The following is a 19,410-nucleotide window of genomic DNA, read 5'->3' as shown; positions in this document are numbered from 1 at the left end:
GCCCGACGCCCGTACGGGGGCACGCGAGGGACGGGTGACGCCGGGGACGCCGGTCAGCTCACCTTCAGCTCCAGGATCCGGTCGTCGCCCTCCTTGGGGGCGCCACGGCCGTCCGTGTTGCTGGTGGTGACCCAGAGCCTGTCGCCGCCCGCCGCGACCACCGTGCGCAGCCGGCCGTACTTCTCGTCCAGGAAGGACTGCGGGTCCGCCGAGGCCTCCGTGCCCGTGAGCGGGATGCGCCACAGGCGCTGACCGCGCAGGCCCGCCATCCAGACCGAGCCCTCGGCGTAGGCGATCCCGCTGGGGGAGGCCTCGTCGGTGTGCCACTGGGCTATCGGGTTCTCGTACCGCGTGTCGTCGGACTCGCCCTCGGCCTGCGGCCAGCCGTAGTTCGCGCCGGGCTCGATCGCGTTCAGCTCGTCCCAGGTGTTCTGGCCGAACTCCGCCGCGAACAGCCGCTGCTTGGCATCCCAGGCCAGACCCTGCACATTGCGGTGGCCGTACGAGTACACCGGCGAGTCCGGGAACGGGTTGCCCGGCGCCGGTTCGCCCTCCGGGGTCAGCCGCAGGATCTTGCCGCCCAGGGACCCCTTGTCCTGGGACAGGCCGCGGTCGCCGCTCTCGCCCGTGCCCGCGTACAGCATCCCGTCGGGTCCGAAGGCGATCCGGCCGCCGTTGTGGATCATGCCCTTCGGGATGCCCTTGAAGAGGGTGTCAGGGGCGCCCAACTGGTCGCCGGGGGAGCGCTTCGGGTCGTAGATCATGCGGACGATCCGGTTGTCCGAGGCCGAGGTGAAGTACGCGTAGACCATGCGGTCCGAGGCGTAGTCCGGGGAGAGGGCGAGGCCGAGCAGGCCGCCCTCACCGGCCGCCGAGACGCCGGGTACCTCGCCCAGCCCGGTCAGGTCGCCCGAGTCCTCGTCGACCAGGGTGATCGTGCCCTCGTCGCGGGAGGCGACCAGCAGGCCGCCCTCGGGGAGCTGCACCACGCCCCACGGGCTGTCCAGGCCCTCGGCGACCGTACGCACCACCTCGACCGTGCCCTTCGCGGGCGGGGTCTCCTCGGCGGCCGGCGAGGACGAGCCCCGCGCGGCCGAACGGCCCGGCGAGGCACTCGCGCCCCCCGACGACCCCCCGTCGTCCGAGGAACAGCCCGCGGTGAACAGCAGGGCACTCGCGGCCAGCGCGGCCGGTACTGCACGACGTCGCACGATCGCGCTCCCTTCGACACGGCGATTCCCGAAGCGGCTTCCCCCTGTCCTACGCCGGAGCCACCCCACTGGTTCCCGATCGGCCCCGACCCGACCCGAAAGCGCGACTCACTCCCACGATCCCCGGGCGGACGGCAGCTCCGCCACCTCGGCGAGATCCCGCTCGGTCAGCCGCGTCCCGGCCGCCCCCGCGTTCTCCGCCACCCACCGCTCCTGCTTGGCGCCCGGCACCGGGACCACGTGCCGCCCCTGCGCCAGCACCCAGGCCAGCGCCACCTGCGCGGCCGTCACACCGTCCCCGTGCCGGGCCGCCACCCTGCGCAGACCGGCCACGATCGGCTGGTTCGCGGCCATCATCTCCGCGGTGAAACGAGGGTGCCGGGCCCGCATGTCGTCCGGTTCGAAGCCCTCCCCGGGGGTCAGGGTGCCGGTGAGGAAGCCGTTGCCGAGCGGCATCGCCGCCAGGAAGCCGATGTCCCGCGCCGCGCACCACGGCAGCAGGTCGTCCAGCGCCTCCGGCGACCACACCGACAGTTCCGCCTCCACCGCGCTCACCGGGAACACCTGCTGCACCCGTCGCAGCTGCCGGATCGTCGCGTCGTACAGCCGCCCGCGGGAACGCCGGCCGCCCCGCGCGCCCACCGCGCACAGCCCCAACGCCCGTACCTTGCCCGCCCGGACGAGGTCCGCCATCGCGCCCCAGGTCTCCTCGACCGGGACCTCGGGGTCGGCGCGGTGCAGCTGGTAGAGGTCGATGACGTCCGTCTGGAGCCGGCGCAGCGACGCGTCGCAGGCCCGTCTCACATACCCGGGGCGGCCGTTGGCGACGATGTGCTGCTCGCCCACCAGCAGTCCGACCTTCGTCGACACGAAGGCTTCCGCCCGCCGCTCCTTCAACACCCGCCCCACCAGGAGCTCGTTGGTGAACGGGCCGTACATGTCGGCCGTGTCCAGGAGGGTCGAGCCCAGGTCCAGCGCCCGGTGCACCGCCCTGAGCGACTCGTCGCCCCGCTGCCGGGACCCGCTGTAGCCCCAGCTCATCGGCATGCACCCGAGTCCGACGGCCCCCGTCGCAAGCGCCCCCGCGCCGATCGTCCTGCGCTCCACCTGCTCGTGACCCTCCCTTTCCCGACCCCCAACCTAACCTCTGTGCACACGGGTGCCTGACATAGCCTCCTGACATGAGCATCGACGCGCCCCGTGACGTATGGCTGCCCATCCCGCCCGACGAGATCGACGGGCTTCCGGAGGGGCTCGACTACCTGTTCTGGGACGGGGGCGAGGGGGGCGATCAGGCGTACCCCGGGGACCCGGCGCGGTGCGCCGTGTACGTCGTGCCCTACATGAAGCGGCAGCAGGTCAGGGTCCGGCCGCTGCGGGAGATGCGGAACCTGCGGGTCGTGCAGACCCTCACCGCGGGCGTCGACGACATCACGGCACGGCTGTCGGACCTCGCGCCCGGCGTCCGGCTCTGCAACGCGCGCGGTGTGCACGAGGCGAGCACCGCCGAACTGGCGCTCGCCCTGACGCTCGCCGCCCTGCGCGGCATCCCCGGGTTCGTGCGCGCGCAGGACCGGGAGCAGTGGCGGAGCGGGTTCCATCCGGCGCTCGCCGACAAGAACGTCCTGATCGTCGGTTACGGCGCCATCGGTGCCGCGATCGAGGACCGGCTCGTGCCGTTCGAGGTGGCGCGGGTGGCGCGCGTCGCGCGCTCCCAGCGCACGACGGCGCGCGGTCTTGTGCATCCCTTCACCGAACTGCCCGCCCTGCTCCCCGAGGCGGACGTGGTCGTTCTCTCCACGCCCCTCGACGAGACCACCCGCGGCCTGGTCGACGGCGCCTTCCTGGCCCGGATGAAGGACGGCGCCCTGCTGGTCAACGTGGCCCGCGGCCCGGTCGTCGACACCAAGGCCCTGCTCGCCGAACTGGAGACGGGCCGGCTGACCGCCGCCCTGGACGTCACCGATCCCGAACCCCTGCCCCAGGGACACCCGTTGTGGCACGCGCCCGGCGTGCTGATCAGCCCGCACGTCGGCGGCCCCACCTCCGCCTTCCTGCCGCGCGCCAAGCGGCTGCTGGTGGACCAGCTCGGCCGTTATGTGAACCAGGAGCCGCTGCGCCACGTGATCCTTACGACGGGGGTGGCAGGCGCGTAGTCCGGTTCCGGCACCCTCCGCAGTTCTGTGGAAGCGGTCCGTACCCGCAGGCCGATGATCGTCACGGAGAGTAGAGAACCTATGTCCCTGAGTGACGAGACTGGTGTATCGTCCCGACAGGGGCTGCGCCGCGACCTTTCGGCGCCGGGGACGGACATTTCAGACTTGTGAGGGGGGCGACGGGCGATGCACGGCCTATGGACGAACGATCCGACGCGGCGGAACCGCCGGCGGCGGCCCTGGCGCACGGTCACGCGCAGAAGCGATCACGACACTCACCACTGCCCTCCCCACCCCAGGCCCGGCAACGGCCGCAGGAGGCAGGCGCATCCAGCGCACCGGGACCCGAGGGACCCGGGGGCGGCGCGGACCGGGAGGACCCGGTGAGTTCGCCGACGACCTCCTCCACCTCCCTCCTCGACGGAGTCGAGGGAGCGCTGCGCAAAGCGGCCCCGGTGAAGGCGCCGCCCACCGGGCCCCCGTCCACCGCCGGCGGGCGGAACATGGTCCACCAGTTGGTGCTGGCCCTGTTGTGCGCGGGATACGCCGTCGGTTCCGCGCTCGGCTGGGGCTCCGACCAAGTCGCCCTGATCATGGGGGACTTCGGACTGACCGCCGCGGCGGGCACCGCCGCCGTCTCCTGCTTCCTCTACGCGCGCACCCGCCGTGTCCGCTTTCGACCCGCCTGGCTGCTGTTCTCGCTCTCCTCGGCGATGGCCGCCCTGGGCAATCTGGTCTGGGGGTGGTACGAGGTCGTCCTGGACCGGCCCGTGCCCAGCCCCAGCTACGCCGACCTGTTCTTCCTGTGCTTCGCGCCCCCCGCCATCGTCGGGCTGCTGGTCCTGGCCGCCCGGCCGGTCACCAAGGCGGGCTGGGTCTGTCTGGGACTCGACGCCTGGCTGATCGCCGGCTCGCTGCTCACCCTCTCCTGGAGCCTCGCCCTCGCGCAGGCCGCGAAGTTCGACGGCCCGAGCGTCGCGCACGCCGCGCTGTCACTGGCGTACCCGCTGCTCGACATCGCCCTGGTGAGCATGGTGCTGGTGCTGCACTTCCGGCGCTCTGCGGTGAACCGCACGGCGGTGAACACGGCCGTCGGCGCGCTCGCCCTGACCGTGATGTGCGACGCCCTGTTCACCTCGCCCCTGATGCACCACAGCTACCGCTCCGGCCAGCTCCTGGACGCGGGCTGGTTCGCGGGCTCGCTGCTCCTGGCGTACGCGCCCTGGGCCGCCTCCCGACGGCAGGGGCCGGCCGGGGACGAGGGGCACACGCGCGTGGTGCACGAGCACCTGCCGGGAGCCCGCCCCGGCGGCCACCAGCACCACCACGCCCCCGCGCAGGGCGGCGACCACGGCCGGTATCCGGTCACCCGGCCCATCACCGGCTCGCTGGCCGCCCTCACCCCGTACCTCGCCGCCGCCGTCTGCACCCTGGGGATCCTCTACAACGTCCTCAACGGCCGCAGCGTCGACCGCGTGGTGCTGCTGACCGGCGGCGCGGTCGTCCTCGCCCTCGTGGTGCGCCAGGGCATCATGCTGCTCGACAACATCACCCTCACCCAGGAGCTGGCCCAGAAGGAGAACCACTTCCGCTCCCTGGTGCAGGGCTCCAGCGACGTCATCATGATCGCCGCCCCCAGCGGCATCCTGCGCTACGTCTCCCCGGCCGCCGCCGGTGTCTACGGGCGGCCCGCCGAGGCGCTGGTGGGCACCGAACTGGCCGATCTCATCCACCCGGAGGACCTGGGCTGCGTGGTGCACGAGGTGCGCCGCTTCCTCGCCGCCAGCCCCCAGGACGAACCCACGACCCGGATCGAGTGCCGCTTCCGCTCCGGCGACGGGGGAAGCTGGCTGAACGTCGAGTCCACCGTCAACCGCCACCACGGCGGCCTGATCTTCAACAGCCGGGACGTGACCGAACGGGTGCGTCTACAGGCGCAGCTCCAGCACAACGCCGAGCACGACCCGCTCACCGACCTGCCCAACCGCGCCCTGTTCACCCGGCGCGTCCAGCAGGCCCTGTCCGGCCGGCGCAGCTCCGACCGGGGCGCCGCGCTGCGCAACACCGCCGTCCTCTTCATCGACCTCGACGGCTTCAAGGCGGTCAACGACACCATCGGGCACCAGGCGGGCGACGAACTGCTCGTCCAGGCCGCCCGCCGGCTCCAGGAGGCGGTCCGCAAGGGCGACACCGCGTCCCGGCTGGGCGGCGACGAGTTCGCGGCCCTGATCGTCGGGGACACCACACGTGACCGCGCCGCCCGCGAGGGGCACATCCTGGAGCTCGCCGACCGCCTCAGGCTCACCCTCTCGCAGCCCTACCTGATCGATGGCAACGACGTCAGGGTCGCCGCGTCCATCGGTGTCGCCTTCGCCGAACCGGGCCTGGGCGCCGGTGAGCTGCTGCGCAACGCCGACCTCGCGATGTACCGCGCCAAGGCGAGCGGCAAGGGCCGGGTCGAGCTGTACAAGCCGCAGATGCAGCAGGACGTCGTCCGCAAGGCGGAGCTGGCCACGCGGCTGCGGGCCGCACTGCACGACGGCGAGTTCGCGCTGCTGCACCAGCCCGTGGTGCGGCTGGAGGACGGCCGGATCTCGTCGGTCGCCGCGCACGCGCGATGGCGCTCCTCGCAGGGGGTGCTGTTCACCCCCGCCGAGTTCCTGCGGGTGGCGGAGGACGGCGACCGGACGGCCGAGCTGGGCCGCTGGGTGCTGGAGGAGGCGGTCGCGCAGGCCGCCGACCGGTTGGCGAGCGGCCTGACCGTACCGGTGGGCGTGCGGATGAGCGCCCGGCGGCTGGTGGACCGGTCGATGCCGCCCGGTTCGGTGGAGGCGCTGCTGACCCGGCACGGCCTGCCGTCCGGGGCGCTGGTGATCGAACTGTCGGACCTCGACCCCAAGGTGCCGCTGGACGACCTGGAGCGCCGTCTGGGCGCCCTGCGCCGGCACGGCGTCCGGATCGCCCTCGACGGCTTCGGCGGCGGCTACGGCGCGCTCACAGCGCTGCGCAGGCTCCCCGTCGACGTCCTCAAGCTCGACCGGGGGCTGGTCGAGGGCGTCGTCGAGTCCGCCCGGCTGCACAAGATCACCAGCGGGCTGCTGCGGATCGCCTGCGACCTCGGGCTCCAGTCCGTGGCCGACGGGGTGGATCTGCCGGAACAGGTCGTCGCGCTGCGCGCCATGGGATGCACCCATGGCCAGGGCATGGCGTTCTCCGCCCCGCTCGACGAGTACCGGCTGCGCCGGGCGCTCGCCGCCGGCCGCTACCCGGTGCCGTACGGGCCCGCGGAACCCGCGTTCGCGGGCGGAGGTGCGGGGGTGTACACCAGTGGTGTAGCCGCCGTCCTGGGGAGCGGAAGTGCCCTTCGCTCACATAATGAGACGCCTGTCCCACCCACTTGACAGTCGGTGCGCGCCAGGGGGAGGGTCAATGCCATGCGCACCCGAATTCTCGTACTTGGAAAGCGCGTCGGCTGAAGCTGGTGACGTCCGGACCGACCCGGAACTCCCAGCGACCCACACCCGGCGCGCTCCCCTCGCTTGCCTTATGGCACGAGGGGTTTTTTGTTGCCCACCCTCAGTACCACCCTCAGCATCGAGAAGAGAATGCCGATGACCGAGCAGGCCACCGGGGCTCATCCGCAGCCGCGGCCCCGATCCGGAGGACAGCACTCCGCCCCCGTCGAGCACGTCACGGGCGCGCAGTCCCTCATCCGCTCCCTCGAGGAGGTCGGCGCCGAGACGGTATTCGGCATTCCCGGCGGTGCGATCCTTCCCGCCTACGACCCGATGATGGACTCCAAGCGGGTCCGTCACGTCCTGGTCCGGCACGAGCAGGGCGCCGGCCACGCGGCCACCGGCTACGCGCAGGCCACCGGCAAGGTCGGCGTCTGCATGGCCACCTCCGGCCCCGGTGCGACCAACCTGGTCACGCCCATCGCCGACGCGCACATGGACTCGGTGCCCCTCGTGGCGATCACCGGGCAGGTCGCGTCGAAGGCGATCGGCACGGACGCCTTCCAGGAGGCGGACATCGTCGGCATCACCATGCCGATCACCAAGCACAACTTCCTGGTCACCAAGGCCGAGGACATCCCGCGGGTCATCGCGCAGGCGTTCCACATCGCCTCCACCGGCCGCCCGGGTCCGGTCCTGGTCGACATCGCCAAGGACGCCCTCCAGGCGAAGACCACCTTCTCCTGGCCGCCCACCATGGACCTGCCCGGCTACCGCCCGGTGACCAAGCCGCACGCCAAGCAGATCCGTGAGGCCGCCAAGCTGATCACGGCCGCCAAGCGCCCGATCCTGTACGTCGGCGGCGGTGTCCTCAAGGCCGGCGCCACCGCCGAGCTGAAGGTCCTCGCCGAGCTGACCGGCGCGCCCGTCACCACCACGCTGATGGCGCTGGGCGCGTTCCCCGACAGCCACCCGCAGCACCTGGGCATGCCGGGCATGCACGGCTCGGTGGCCGCCGTCACCGGTCTCCAGAAGGCCGACCTGATCATCGCCCTCGGCGCGCGCTTCGACGACCGCGTCACCGGCAAGCTGGACAGCTTCGCGCCGTACGCCAAGATCGTGCACGCCGACATCGACCCGGCGGAGATCGGCAAGAACCGTGCCGCCGACGTGCCGATCGTCGGGGACGCCCGCGAGGTCATCGCCGACCTGATCCAGGCCGTGCAGAAGGAGCACAGCGAGGGCGGCGCGGGCGACTACAGCGCCTGGTGGAAGGACCTGAACCGCTGGCGCGACACCTACCCGCTGGGCTACGACCTGCCCGCCGACGGTTCGCTCTCCCCGCAGCAGGTCATCGAGCGGATCGGCCGGCTCGCCCCCGAGGGCACGATCTTCGCGGCGGGCGTCGGCCAGCACCAGATGTGGGCCGCCCACTTCATCCAGTACGAGAAGCCCGCCACCTGGCTGAACTCCGGCGGCGCGGGCACGATGGGCTACGCGGTCCCGGCCGCGATGGGCGCCAAGGCGGGCATGCCGGACCGGGCCGTCTGGGCGGTCGACGGCGACGGCTGCTTCCAGATGACCAATCAGGAGCTCACCACCTGCGCCCTGAACGGCATCCCGATCAAGGTCGCGGTCATCAACAACGGCGCCCTGGGCATGGTCCGCCAGTGGCAGACGCTGTTCTACAACCAGCGCTACTCCAACACCGTGCTGCACAGCGGCCCGAACGACGTCAATCCCGAGGCCCGCGGCACCCGCGTCCCCGACTTCGTGAAGCTGTCGGAGGCCATGGGCTGCCACGCGATCCGCTGCGAGTCCGTGGACGACCTCGACCGGGTCATCGAGGAGGCGAACTCGATCAACGACCGCCCGGTCGTCGTGGACTTCATCGTCCACGAGGACGCGATGGTGTGGCCGATGGTCGCCGCCGGCACCTCCAACGACGAGATCATGGCCGCCCGGGACGTCCGCCCCGACTTCGGCGACAACGAAGACGACTGAGCGAGAGAGACCAAGAGACATGTCCAAGCACACGCTCTCCGTCCTGGTGGAGAACAAGCCGGGCATCCTGGCCCGGATCGCCGCCCTGTTCTCCCGCCGGGGCTTCAACATCGACTCGCTCGCCGTCGGGGTCACCGAGCACGCCGACATCTCCCGGATCACGATCGTGGTGAGTGTCGACGCCCTGCCGCTGGAGCAGGTCACCAAGCAGCTCAACAAGCTCGTCGAGGTGCTGAAGATCGTCGAGCTGGAGCCGGCGCAGGCCGTCCACCGTGAACTCGTTCTGGTGAAGGTGCGCGCCGACAACGAGACGCGCTCCCAGATCGTCGAGATCGTCCAGCTGTTCCGCGCCAAGACCGTGGACGTCTCCCCGGAGGCCGTGACCATCGAGGCCACCGGCAGCAACGACAAGCTGTCGGCCATGCTCAAGATGCTGGAACCGTACGGCATCAAGGAGCTGGTCCAGTCCGGCACGATCGCGATCGGACGCGGCGCCCGTTCGATCACGGACCGTTCGCTGCGCGCTCTGGACCGGTCGGCGTAAGGATGGGTACGGGCGGTCGCCGATCACCGGCCGCCCGTATGCCGAGACCCCGAAACTTCACTTCCGCCCGCCGTCATACGGTGGGACGCAACACCTGCACCCAAGGAGAGAACCCAAAGTGGCCGAGCTGTTCTACGACGCCGACGCCGACCTGTCCATCATCCAGGGCCGCAAGGTCGCGGTCATCGGTTACGGCAGCCAGGGCCACGCCCACGCGCTGTCGCTCCGTGACTCGGGTGTCGACGTCCGCGTCGGTCTGCACGAGGGCTCCAAGTCCAAGGCCAAGGCCGAGGAGCAGGGCCTGCGCGTGGTGACGCCCGCCGAGGCCGCCGCCGAGGCCGACGTCATCATGATCCTGATCCCGGACCCGATCCAGGCCCAGGTCTACGAGGAGTCGATCGCCCCGAACCTGAACGACGGCGACGCGCTGTTCTTCGCGCACGGCTTCAACGTCCGCTTCGGCTTCATCAAGGCCCCGGCCGGTGTCGACGTCGCCCTGGTCGCCCCGAAGGGCCCGGGTCACCTCGTCCGCCGCCAGTACGAGGAGGGCCGCGGCGTCCCCGCGATCGCCGCCGTCGAGCAGGACGCCACCGGTGGCGCCTTCGCACTGGCCCTGTCGTACGCCAAGGCCATCGGCGGTACCCGCGCCGGTGTCATCAAGACCACCTTCACCGAGGAGACCGAGACCGACCTGTTCGGTGAGCAGGCCGTGCTCTGCGGTGGCACCGCGGCCCTGGTCAAGGCGGGCTTCGAGACCCTGGTCGAGGCCGGCTACCAGCCGGAGATCGCCTACTTCGAGTGCCTGCACGAGCTGAAGCTGATCGTCGACCTCATGTACGAGGGCGGCCTGGAGAAGATGCGCTGGTCCGTCTCCGAGACCGCGGAGTGGGGCGACTACGTCACCGGCCCGCGCATCATCACCGACGCCACCAAGGCCGAGATGAAGCAGGTCCTCACCGAGATCCAGGACGGCACCTTCGCCCGTAACTGGATGGACGAGTACCACGGCGGTCTGAAGAAGTACAACGAGTACAAGAACGCCGACTCCGAGCACCTGCTGGAGACCACCGGCAAGCAGCTCCGCAAGCTGATGAGCTGGGTGAACGAGGAGGCGTAAGCCTCATGCCGAGGGGCCGGAGCGCGCTGCTCCGGCCCTTTTGGCCATCCCGTCCAGCCACGGACGGGTGATCCTTCCGCGGAGGCGTGAGGTGGCCTCCGTCGCAGCACTACACTGCTGCCTACATACGCGTTCAGGCCCACAGCGTCGTGCGTCTTCCACGCGGCAAAGCCCCCCTCCTCCGCCTGCGGCCGTCGGGACGGCCGTCCGCACGCTTTGGACTTGTGAGGACTCACGTGAGCTCGAAACCTGTCGTACTCATCGCTGAAGAGCTGTCGCCCGCGACCGTGGACGCGCTTGGCCCGGACTTCGAGATCCGGCACTGCAACGGAGCGGACCGAGCCGAACTGCTCCCGGCCATCGCCGACGTCGACGCGATCCTGATCCGCTCGGCCACCAAGGTCGACGCGGAGGCGATCGCCGCCGCCGGCAAGCTGAAGGTCGTCGCACGGGCCGGCGTCGGCCTGGACAACGTCGACGTGCCGTCCGCCACCAAGGCCGGCGTCATGGTCGTCAACGCGCCCACCTCCAACATCGTGACCGCCGCCGAACTGGCCTGCGGACTCCTGCTCGCCACCGCCCGCCACATTCCGCAGGCCAACGCCGCGCTGAAGAACGGCGAGTGGAAGCGCAGCAAGTACACGGGCGTGGAGCTGGCCGAGAAGACGCTCGGTGTCGTCGGCCTCGGCCGCATCGGCGCCCTCGTCGCGCAGCGCATGTCCGGCTTCGGCATGAAGGTCGTCGCGTACGACCCCTACATCCAGCCCGCCCGCGCCGCGCAGATGGGCGTCAAGGTGCTCTCGCTGGACGAGCTGCTGGAGGTCTCGGACTTCATCACCGTCCACCTGCCGAAGACCCCCGAGACGGTCGGTCTGATCGGCGACGAGGCGCTGCGCAAGGTCAAGCCGAGCGTGCGGATCGTCAACGCCGCGCGCGGCGGGATCGTCGACGAGGAGGCGCTGTACTCCGCCCTCAAGGAGGGCCGGGTCGCCGGTGCCGGTCTCGACGTGTACGCGAAGGAGCCCTGCACGGACTCCCCGCTGTTCGAGTTCGACCAGGTCGTCGCCACCCCGCACCTCGGCGCCTCCACCGACGAGGCCCAGGAGAAGGCCGGTATCGCCGTCGCCCGCTCGGTGCGTCTCGCCCTCGCCGGTGAGCTGGTCCCGGACGCGGTGAACGTCCAGGGCGGTGTCATCGCCGAGGACGTCAAGCCCGGTCTGCCGCTCGCCGAGCGCCTCGGCCGGATCTTCACCGCGCTGGCCGGTGAGGTCGCGGTCCGCCTCGACGTCGAGGTGTACGGCGAGATCACCCAGCACGACGTGAAGGTGCTGGAGCTGTCCGCGCTGAAGGGTGTCTTCGAGGACGTCGTCGACGAGACGGTGTCCTACGTGAACGCCCCGCTGTTCGCGCAGGAGCGCGGTGTCGAGGTGCGCCTCACCACCAGCTCCGAGTCGGCGGACCACCGCAACGTCGTCACCGTGCGCGGCACGCTCTCGGACGGCGAGGAGGTGTCGGTCTCCGGCACGCTGGCCGGCCCGAAGCACCTCCAGAAGATCGTCGCGGTCGGCGAGTACGACGTCGACCTCGCCCTCGCCGACCACATGGTCGTCCTCAAGTACGAGGACCGTCCCGGTGTCGTCGGCACGGTCGGCCGGATCCTCGGCGAGGCCGGTATCAACATCGCCGGTATGCAGGTCGCGCGGGCGGCGGTCGGCGGCGAGGCCCTGGCGGTCCTCACGGTCGACGACACGGTGATCCCGACCGTGCTGGCCGAGGTCGCCGAGGAGATCGGCGCGACGTCGGCGCGTTCGGTGAACCTCGTCTGACACCTCGCGCCTCGCGCATCGCACCACGCACGGCGAACGCCGGACGGGCCGACAGGGCCCGTCCGGCGTTCGTGTGTGTCCGTCACTTTCCCCGGGCCCGCTTCAGCGTCGCCGTCGCCGCCACCGCCGCGCCGGTGAGCACCACCGCGCCCGCGACCGCCGCACCCTGCATTCCGCTGGTGAACGCCTCCCGTGCCGCCACCGCCAGGGCGTCTCCCGTGCGCCCCGGCAGCTGACCGGCGACGGCGAGGGCGCCGCCCAGGGTCTCCCGGGCCGGGGCCGGGGCGGAGGACGGCATCTCGTGGCGGTAGACGGCCGTGCCGATCGAGCCGAGGACGGCCATGCCCAGGGCGCCGCCGAACTCGGTGCCGGTCTCCAGCAGGGAGGAGGCGGAACCGGCGCGTTCGGCCGGGGCCGCGCTCATCGCCAGGTCCGTCATCTGGGAGAGCACCATGACGATCCCGGAGGCGAGCACCCCGCAGGCGGTCAGGACGAGCCACATCGAGTCGGTGCCGGCGAGGGCGAGCAGGGCGTATCCGGCCGCGGCGATCGCGAAGCCCGCCGTGACGACGTGGGCCCGGTCGACGCCCTTCTGGACGAGCGAGGTGGCCAGCGGGGCGGCCATGCCGATCGGCACCGAGGGCAGCAGCGCCCACAGGGCCGCCTCCAGGGCGCTCTTGCCGAGGACCGACTGAAGGTACTGCGTGGTGAAGTAGGCCGAGCCCATCATCCCGAACGCGGAGACGAGGTTCAGCACGACCGCCGGGGCGAATCCGGGCCCGCGGAACAGGGCCGGGGAGATCATCGGGTTCGCGGCCGTGCGCTGGCGGTGGACGAAGAGGGCGGCGAAGAGCAGGCCGACGGTGATCGAGACGACGTACTCGACGTGCCATCCGTCGGCGGTGAGTTCCTTCAGGCCGTAGATCACGGGGAGTACGGCGGCCATCGACAGCGGGACGCTCGGCCAGTCGAAGCGGCCCGGCGCGGGGTCGCGGGACTCCGGCAGCAGGATCGGGCCGAGGACCAGCAGCAGCGCCATCGCGGGCAGGTTGACCAGGAAGACCGAGCCCCACCAGAAGTACTCGACCAGCACACCGCTCATGACCGAGCCGAGCGCCACCCCGGCGGTCATCACGCCGGACCACAGGCCGATCGCCTTCGCGCGCTGGGCGGAGTCGGTGAACATCGTGCGGATCAGGGCCATCGTCGAGGGCATCAGGGTGGCGCCGCCGATGCCGAGGACCGCGCGGGCGGCGATCAGGGTCTCGGCGCTGTCGGCGTAGGCGGCGACCAGGGAGGCGGCGCCGAAGGCGACCGCGCCGCCGAGGAGCAGCCTGCGGCGGCCGATGCGGTCGCCGAGCGAGCCCATCGTCATCAGCAGGCCGGCCAGCACGAACGCGTAGATGTCGAAGATCCACAGCTGCTGGGTGCCGCTCGGCTCCAGGTCCGCGCTGATCGCCGGAATGGCGAAGTAGAGGACCGAGACGTCCATCGAGACAAGGAGCAGCGGCAGCATCAGCACGCCGAGGGCGGTCCATTCGCGGCGGCCGGCGCGGGGGCCGGCCGAGTTCTCGGTGGTGCATGGCGAGTTCGTCATGCCCAGGACTATACGAGCGTCTTAAACGGTTGTCTAGAACGAACGTATAAATCATTCGTCTAGGACGCCTGTATGGATCCTCGGGTACGCTGGCCCGCATGGGACACCGCGAGGATCTGCTCGAAGGCGCCAAGCGCTGCCTGCTGGAGAAGGGGTTCGCGCGCACGACCGCGCGCGACATCGTGAAGGAGTCGGGGACCAACCTCGCCTCGATCGGCTATCACTACGGCTCGAAGGACGCGCTGCTGGCCCAGGCCTACGTGACGCTGGTGGAGGAACTGTCCGGCGCCTTCGAGGGGGGCGGGGCGGACGAGCGGCCGGCCGAACTGCCGGGCGGGCCGGGATCCCTGGAACGGTTCCGGGCGGTGTGGGCGAACGTCGTCGCCACCATGCGGGAACCCGGCTCGCTCTGGCGGCTCAGTATGGAGATCGTCGTCATGGGCGACCAACTGCCGGGTGTGCGCGACGAGTTGGCGCGGGCCCAGCGCGAGGGATCGCGCGGTTTCGTCTCGCTGCTCATGGGCGTGCCCGAGGAGGAGGTCACGGACGACACCGCGGACACCCTCGGCAGCTTCTACACCACCCTGATGCTGGGCCTCATCGCGCAGTGGACCTTCGATCCCAAGACCGCGCCCGACGCCGACGCGCTCACCGAGGGGCTGCGCCGGATCGTCGAGGGCGCCACGAACCGCTGACCCGGCCGGCCGGGCGACATCAGAGCCGGGCCGCCTTCAGCGTCATGTGCAGCAGCAGCCGGTCCTCGCCGTCGTCCAGGTCCAGGCCCGTCAACTGCTCCACCCGGGACAGCCGGTAGTACAACGTCTGGCGGTGGATGCCCAGTTCGGCGGCGGTACGGCCGGCCTGGCCCGCGCGGTCGAGGTACACCTCGGCGGTACGGGCGAGTTCGCGGTGCGCGGGCGTCAACAGGGCGTGTACGGCGGGGTCCTGGGCGCTCTCCCGGGGCAGGGCCGTGAGCAGGCGGAACGGGCCGATCGACGCCCAGTGGGCGACCGGGCCCAGCCGGGGTTCGGCGAGCGCCGCCCGCGCGGAGGCCGCCGCCTCCTGCCAGACCGTGCCCAGCCCGGCCAGCCCCGCCCGTCCGGCGGCGATGCCCGCGGCCGCCCCGGGCGCCCGCTCCAGCAGCCGGGACGCCACCGCGCCCGCCGGGGTCAGCACGTCCGCCGAGCGCAGCCGCACCAGCACCGCCAGGCACTGGCCCGTCTCCCCCCACGGCACCGTGCACAGGGCCGTGGCCCCCGGGAGCGTGCGCAGGGAGGGTGCCTCGTCGGGGTCGGCGGACGGCCAGGGGGCCACGCACACCACCGTGTGCGGGACGTCGGCGCGGGTGCCGAGCGCCGTGTGCAGCTCGGCCACCGCCATGTCCCGCTGCCAGCCGCGCTCGGCGGTCAGCACCGCCCGCAGCTCCCGGGTGAGGTCCGCCCCGTGCTGGGCCTCGTCCGCGAGCAGCGCGCCGATCCGCCCGGCCACCTCCATCGCGGCCGCCAGCTGGGCCTGCGAGGGGCCCGGATCGTCGTCCAGCAGCCAGACGTAACCGAGGACGACACCCCGATGGCGCACGGGGAGGCAGACGCGCCCCCGGTACACACCCGCCTCGGGGGTGGGCGGGATGCGGACCGGGCCGGTCGCCCGGGTGATGCCGAAGCCCTCGAACCAGGTGCGGACGGCCGCCGTCGAGCGCCGGGTCAGGATCGAGCGGGTGCGTACCGGGTCCAGCGCGGCCGCGTCCAGCTCGTCCTCGCTGTCGTACGCGCCGAAGGCGATCAGCTCGAAGTCCCGGTTCTCCAGGGTCGCGGGGGCGCCGAGCAGCTCGGAGATCTCGTCGACGAGCTCCTGGTAGTCACCCCTGTGTTCGGACGTCACCTGGGCATTCTCTCCCATCCCCGCAGGCCCTTCATACATATGTCTGAGATCCGTGGCACGGATGCGTGACAGCTGTCGATGGCCGACGATCGGAGGGATCCTTAGGTTTCACGGTGGTTCTCCGTGCCGTTCCCGGATCGTCGGGCTCGGCCTCGTATGGGTTGGTATGTGGAGGTGCCCCGTGCTGGGTCCCGTGATTCTCGCCGCGTCGCGAAGCGACCGGATGCGACGCCTGATCTCGGCGGCTCCGGTGACGAAGCAGGTCGTCGACCGCTTCATCCCCGGTGAGACCGTCGACGACATCGTCCCGATCGTCGAGGAGCTCACGGACCGCGGCCTGGAGCTGACGATGGACGTCGTCGGCGAGGACATCACCACCCCCGAGCAGGCCACCGCCGCCCGCGACGCCTATCTGGCGCTGATCGACCGGCTGCGCGACCTCGGCCTGGGCGAGCGGGTCGAGATGTCGGTGAAGCTCTCCATGTTCGGCCAGGCGCTGGAGGGCGGGCACGAGCTGGCCCTCGCCAACGTCCGCCCGGTCGTCGAGGCCGCCGCCGCGATCGGCACCACCGTCACCCTCGACGCCGAGGACCACACCACCCTCGACTCGATGTTCGCCATCCACGAGGAGCTGCGGAAGGACTTCCCGCAGACCGGCTGCGTCATCCAGGCCTACCTCTTCCGCACCGAGTCCGACGCCCGCCGCCTCGCCGCGAACGGCAGCCGCGTCCGCCTCGTCAAGGGCGCGTACAAGGAGCCCGCCGAGGTCGCCTACCAGCAGAAGCACGAGATCGACAAGGCGTACGTCCGTGTCCTGCGCACGCTCATGGAGGGCGAGGGGTACCCGATGATCGGGTCCCACGACCCGCGCCTGATCTCCATCGCCCAGGAACTCGCCCGCAAGGCCGGCCGCAAGCTCGACGAGTACGAGTTCCAGATGCTGTACGGCATCCGCGGCGAGGAGCACCTGCGGCTCGCCGCCGAGGGCCACCGCATGCGCGTCTACACGGCGTACGGCACCGACTGGTACGGCTACTTCATGCGGCGCCTCGCGGAGAAGCCGGCGAACCTGCGCTTCTTCGTCCGCAGCATGCTGTCCAAGGGCTGAGCCCGAACCACCCGCTCAAGTCAAGGAGTTACGGATCTCATGGACGCTGTGACCCAGGTCCCCACCCCCGTCAACGAGCCGGTGCACGGCTACGCCCCCGGCTCGCCCGAGCGCGTCCGGCTGGAGGCCAAGCTCAAGGAGCTGGCCGACAACCCGATCGAGCTGCCGATGACCATCGGCGGCGAGAAGCGGATGGGTCGCGGCGAGCGTTTCGACGTCGTGCAGCCGCACAACCACAAGGCGCGCATCGGCACCTACGCCAACGCCACGCAAGCGGACGCCCAGGACGCCGTCGACGCGGCCCTCGCCGCCGCCCCCGCCTGGCGCGCGATGTCCTTCGACGACCGCGCGGCGATCATCCTGCGTGCCGCCGAGCTGCTGGCGGGGCCCTGGCGCGAGACGCTGGCCGCCTCCACCATGCTCGGCCAGTCGAAGACCGCCCAGCAGGCCGAGATCGACACCCCCTGCGAGCTCGTCGACTTCTGGCGCTTCAACGTCCACTACGCCCGTCAGATCCTCGCCGAGCAGCCGCCGGCGAACTCCCCGGGCGTGTGGAACCGAATGGACCACCGTCCGCTGGAGGGCTTCGTCTACGCGATCACGCCCTTCAACTTCACGGCGATCGCGGGCAACCTGCCCACCGCTCCGGCGCTCATGGGCAACGTCGTCGTCTGGAAGCCGTCCCCGACGCAGACCCACGCCGCCGTGCTGCTGATGCAGCTCCTGGAGGAGGCGGGCCTGCCCAAGGGCGTCATCAACCTCGTCACCGGTGACGGCATCGAGGTCTCCAAGGTCGCCCTGGAACACCGCGACCTGGCCGGCATTCACTTCACCGGCTCGACCAAGACCTTCCAGTACCTGTGGAAGACGGTCGGCAACAACATCGAGAAGTACCGCTCCTACCCGCGTCTCGTCGGCGAGACCGGCGGCAAGGACTTCGTCGTCGCCCACCCGTCGGCCGACCGCGCGGTCCTGAAGACCGCCCTGACCCGTGGTTCCTTCGAGTACCAGGGCCAGAAGTGCTCGGCGAGCTCCCGCGCCTACATCCCGGCCTCCATCTGGAACTCCGGTTTCAAGGAGGAGTTCGCGGCCGAGGTCGACTACCTGACCATGGGTGACGTCACCGACCTGTCGAACTTCATCGGCGCGGTCATCGACGAGCGGTCCTTCGCCAAGAACAAGGCGGCCATCGACCGCGCGAAGGCCGACCCGACCTGCACGATCGTCGCGGGCGGCACGTACGACGACTCCGTCGGCTACTTCGTGCGCCCGACCGTCGTCGAGTGCACGGACCCGGAGAACGAGGTCTTCACGACCGAGTACTTCGGCCCGTTCCTCGCCGTGCACGTCTATGAGGACGACAAGTACGACGAGATGCTGACCCAGATGGAGTCGGCGTCCGACTACGCGCTCACCGGCTCGGTCATCTCCGGCGACCGCGCGGCGGCCGCGTACACGATGGAGAAGCTGCGCTACGCGGCCGGCAACTTCTACATCAACGACAAGTCCACCGGCGCCGTCGTCGGCCAGCAGCCCTTCGGCGGCGGCCGTGCCTCCGGCACCAACGACAAGGCGGGTGCCCCGCAGAACCTGATGCGCTGGACGCTGACCCGCGCCATCAAGGAGACCCTGGTCGCCCCGACCGACTACGGGTACCCGCACATGGGCTGACGAGCAGCCGGATGCGCAGGGGCCGGGCGGATCGCCCGGCCCCTTGGTGCGTGCCCGTCCTTCCGCCGTTCGGTCCTGGGACCCGTCCGGCCGGTCAGGCTGCCGAGACACCCCCTAGCCGGGCATCTCCGTCCGCTCCCACCATTCGTACACCGGCAACCGGCCCTCCGGCGTGTCGCTCAGGCGGCCGGTGGGCCGGAAGTGCTCGTAGCCGTTGCGCAGCTCGATCTTCAGGTCCGCTCCGGGTGCGGCGGTGATCGGGACGATCCGGTCGGGCAGATCGTCCGGGCCGCCCTCGAGAAGTGCCTTGGCCTTGTCGCTCATGCCCTCACCGTTCCCTCGGCCGCACGGCGATGCCACACGCCGCGCGGAGGATCAGTCGTGTGGACGATCAGTGCCCGGGCGACCCCCGCACCAGGACCCCCACCGTGTCCCCGTCGTGCGGGTGTCCATGAAACCGCAGGTCGCCGCCGTGTGGCCCGAGGACCTGTCTCAGATAGTAGGAAGTCCGAGTAACTGTGGAGACATGCGCGTGCTCCTCCCTTAACTTTGTAGGAGCCGAACGTCTCGCTCGATCCAGCGAATGGCGGTCGTGAGCCGGACCCCCGTGCAGGCAACCCCTGCGGCCCCGCTCCCCGCCCTCCGGCGTCTCGTAACCCCTTCCGCACTCCCTGGTCTTCGAAGGAGTCGATTTCCCATGGCCGAGACGACCGTCCGCCGCGTCCGTCACACCTCCCGCACGAGCGAGTCCGACCGCAAGAACGCCGCCGCGGCCCTCCAGCGCGCCCTCGACCGCCGCGACAACGGCGGCGAGACCGGCCACCTGTAGGGCCGGCCTCT

Annotated in this window: 15 protein-coding genes; 10 read left to right on the top strand and 5 right to left on the bottom strand. The window is 71.1% G+C overall.

The genetic code is table 11. The features are described from left to right. Nucleotides 1-53 precede the first annotated feature (53 nt). Nucleotides 54-1,211, bottom strand: coding sequence for a PQQ-dependent sugar dehydrogenase (locus IE275_RS36255; protein ID WP_189716908.1), 1,158 nt, complete (start codon nt 1,209-1,211; stop codon nt 54-56). 108 nt (nt 1,212-1,319) lie between these two features. After that, entirely contained in the window at nt 1,320-2,318 is a 999-nt protein-coding gene (locus IE275_RS36250) for an aldo/keto reductase (RefSeq protein WP_189716907.1), read from the bottom strand. A gap of 74 nt (nt 2,319-2,392) precedes the next feature. On the opposite strand from IE275_RS36250, the gene IE275_RS36245 reads away from it, so the two are divergent. The 6 genes from IE275_RS36245 (at nt 2,393) to serA (ending at nt 12,313) form a co-directional block, all read left to right on the top strand. Beyond that, the gene (locus IE275_RS36245) at nt 2,393-3,367 is read left to right on the top strand and encodes a 2-hydroxyacid dehydrogenase (protein ID WP_189716906.1); all 975 of its coding nucleotides are present in this window, start codon (nt 2,393-2,395) and stop codon (nt 3,365-3,367) included. Nucleotides 3,368-3,750: 383 nt separating this feature from the next. Then, complete coding sequence (locus IE275_RS36240; RefSeq protein WP_189716905.1) at nt 3,751-6,768, top strand: putative bifunctional diguanylate cyclase/phosphodiesterase; 3,018 nt, start codon at nt 3,751-3,753, stop codon at nt 6,766-6,768. A 210-nt stretch (nt 6,769-6,978) separates the two neighbouring features. Next, a complete protein-coding gene (locus IE275_RS36235) occupies nt 6,979-8,826 on the top strand; it encodes an acetolactate synthase large subunit (protein ID WP_189716972.1) in 1,848 nt (615 codons plus the stop codon). A 19-nt stretch (nt 8,827-8,845) separates the two neighbouring features. Beyond that, nucleotides 8,846-9,370, top strand: coding sequence for an acetolactate synthase small subunit (gene ilvN, locus IE275_RS36230; protein ID WP_030793721.1), 525 nt, complete (start codon nt 8,846-8,848; stop codon nt 9,368-9,370). 118 nt (nt 9,371-9,488) lie between these two features. After that, nucleotides 9,489-10,487, top strand: coding sequence for a ketol-acid reductoisomerase (gene ilvC / locus IE275_RS36225; protein ID WP_189716904.1), 999 nt, complete (start codon nt 9,489-9,491; stop codon nt 10,485-10,487). A 236-nt stretch (nt 10,488-10,723) separates the two neighbouring features. Continuing rightward, nucleotides 10,724-12,313 carry a phosphoglycerate dehydrogenase gene (serA, locus tag IE275_RS36220; protein WP_189716903.1) on the top strand — a complete coding sequence of 530 codons (1,590 nt, stop codon included), beginning with the start codon at nt 10,724-10,726 and terminating at the stop codon, nt 12,311-12,313. An 82-nt stretch (nt 12,314-12,395) separates the two neighbouring features. Here serA and IE275_RS36215 read toward each other — a convergent pair whose 3' ends face one another. After that, complete coding sequence (locus IE275_RS36215) at nt 12,396-13,910, bottom strand: MFS transporter (protein WP_189716902.1); 1,515 nt, start codon at nt 13,908-13,910, stop codon at nt 12,396-12,398. A 98-nt stretch (nt 13,911-14,008) separates the two neighbouring features. Here IE275_RS36215 and IE275_RS36210 point away from each other — a divergent pair, with 98 nt between their 5' ends. Then, nucleotides 14,009-14,605 (top strand): TetR/AcrR family transcriptional regulator, encoded by a 597-nt coding sequence (locus tag IE275_RS36210; RefSeq protein ID WP_189716901.1) that lies wholly within the window; start codon nt 14,009-14,011, stop codon nt 14,603-14,605. A 19-nt stretch (nt 14,606-14,624) separates the two neighbouring features. Here the strand turns inward: IE275_RS36210 and IE275_RS36205 are convergent, their stop codons facing one another. Continuing rightward, nucleotides 14,625-15,809: a PucR family transcriptional regulator gene (locus IE275_RS36205; RefSeq protein ID WP_189716900.1), complete on the bottom strand. Its 1,185-nt coding sequence runs from the start codon at nt 15,807-15,809 to the stop codon at nt 14,625-14,627. A 163-nt stretch (nt 15,810-15,972) separates the two neighbouring features. On the opposite strand from IE275_RS36205, the gene IE275_RS36200 reads away from it, so the two are divergent. Then, complete coding sequence (locus IE275_RS36200) at nt 15,973-16,899, top strand: proline dehydrogenase family protein (RefSeq protein WP_189716899.1); 927 nt, start codon at nt 15,973-15,975, stop codon at nt 16,897-16,899. Between the two features lie 39 nt (nt 16,900-16,938). After that, on the top strand, nt 16,939-18,570 hold the full coding sequence (gene pruA, locus IE275_RS36195) for an L-glutamate gamma-semialdehyde dehydrogenase (protein WP_189716898.1): 1,632 nt from the start codon (nt 16,939-16,941) through the stop codon (nt 18,568-18,570). A 114-nt stretch (nt 18,571-18,684) separates the two neighbouring features. Here pruA and IE275_RS36190 read toward each other — a convergent pair whose 3' ends face one another. Next, nucleotides 18,685-18,894 carry a DUF5988 family protein gene (locus IE275_RS36190; protein ID WP_189716897.1) on the bottom strand — a complete coding sequence of 70 codons (210 nt, stop codon included), beginning with the start codon at nt 18,892-18,894 and terminating at the stop codon, nt 18,685-18,687. A gap of 373 nt (nt 18,895-19,267) precedes the next feature. On the opposite strand from IE275_RS36190, the gene IE275_RS46905 reads away from it, so the two are divergent. Beyond that, nucleotides 19,268-19,399: a hypothetical protein gene (locus IE275_RS46905; RefSeq protein ID WP_268255323.1), complete on the top strand. Its 132-nt coding sequence runs from the start codon at nt 19,268-19,270 to the stop codon at nt 19,397-19,399. Nucleotides 19,400-19,410: the final 11 nt, after the last annotated feature.

The organism is Streptomyces phaeofaciens (assembly GCF_014648915.1).
Classification (GTDB): domain Bacteria; phylum Actinomycetota; class Actinomycetes; order Streptomycetales; family Streptomycetaceae; genus Streptomyces; species Streptomyces phaeofaciens.
The sequence above is the reverse complement of the archived record's forward strand: the minus strand, read 5'-3'. Positions and strand labels throughout refer to the sequence as shown.

Excerpts from the sequence above, each read along its gene's own strand:
- ilvN (WP_030793721.1), top strand. The coding sequence starts at position 8,846 with ATGTCCAAGCACACGCTCTCCGTCCTGGTGGAGAACAAGCCGGGCATC.
- pruA (WP_189716898.1), top strand. The coding sequence starts at position 16,939 with ATGGACGCTGTGACCCAGGTCCCCACCCCCGTCAACGAGCCGGTGCAC.
- IE275_RS46905 (WP_268255323.1), top strand. The coding sequence starts at position 19,268 with ATGGCCGAGACGACCGTCCGCCGCGTCCGTCACACCTCCCGCACGAGC.
- IE275_RS36215 (WP_189716902.1), bottom strand. The coding sequence starts at position 13,910 with ATGACGAACTCGCCATGCACCACCGAGAACTCGGCCGGCCCCCGCGCC.
- IE275_RS36190 (WP_189716897.1), bottom strand. The coding sequence starts at position 18,894 with ATGAGCGACAAGGCCAAGGCACTTCTCGAGGGCGGCCCGGACGATCTG.
- IE275_RS36205 (WP_189716900.1), bottom strand. The coding sequence starts at position 15,809 with ATGGGAGAGAATGCCCAGGTGACGTCCGAACACAGGGGTGACTACCAG.
- IE275_RS36245 (WP_189716906.1), top strand. The coding sequence starts at position 2,393 with ATGAGCATCGACGCGCCCCGTGACGTATGGCTGCCCATCCCGCCCGAC.
- IE275_RS36235 (WP_189716972.1), top strand. The coding sequence starts at position 6,979 with ATGACCGAGCAGGCCACCGGGGCTCATCCGCAGCCGCGGCCCCGATCC.
- IE275_RS36210 (WP_189716901.1), top strand. The coding sequence starts at position 14,009 with ATGGGACACCGCGAGGATCTGCTCGAAGGCGCCAAGCGCTGCCTGCTG.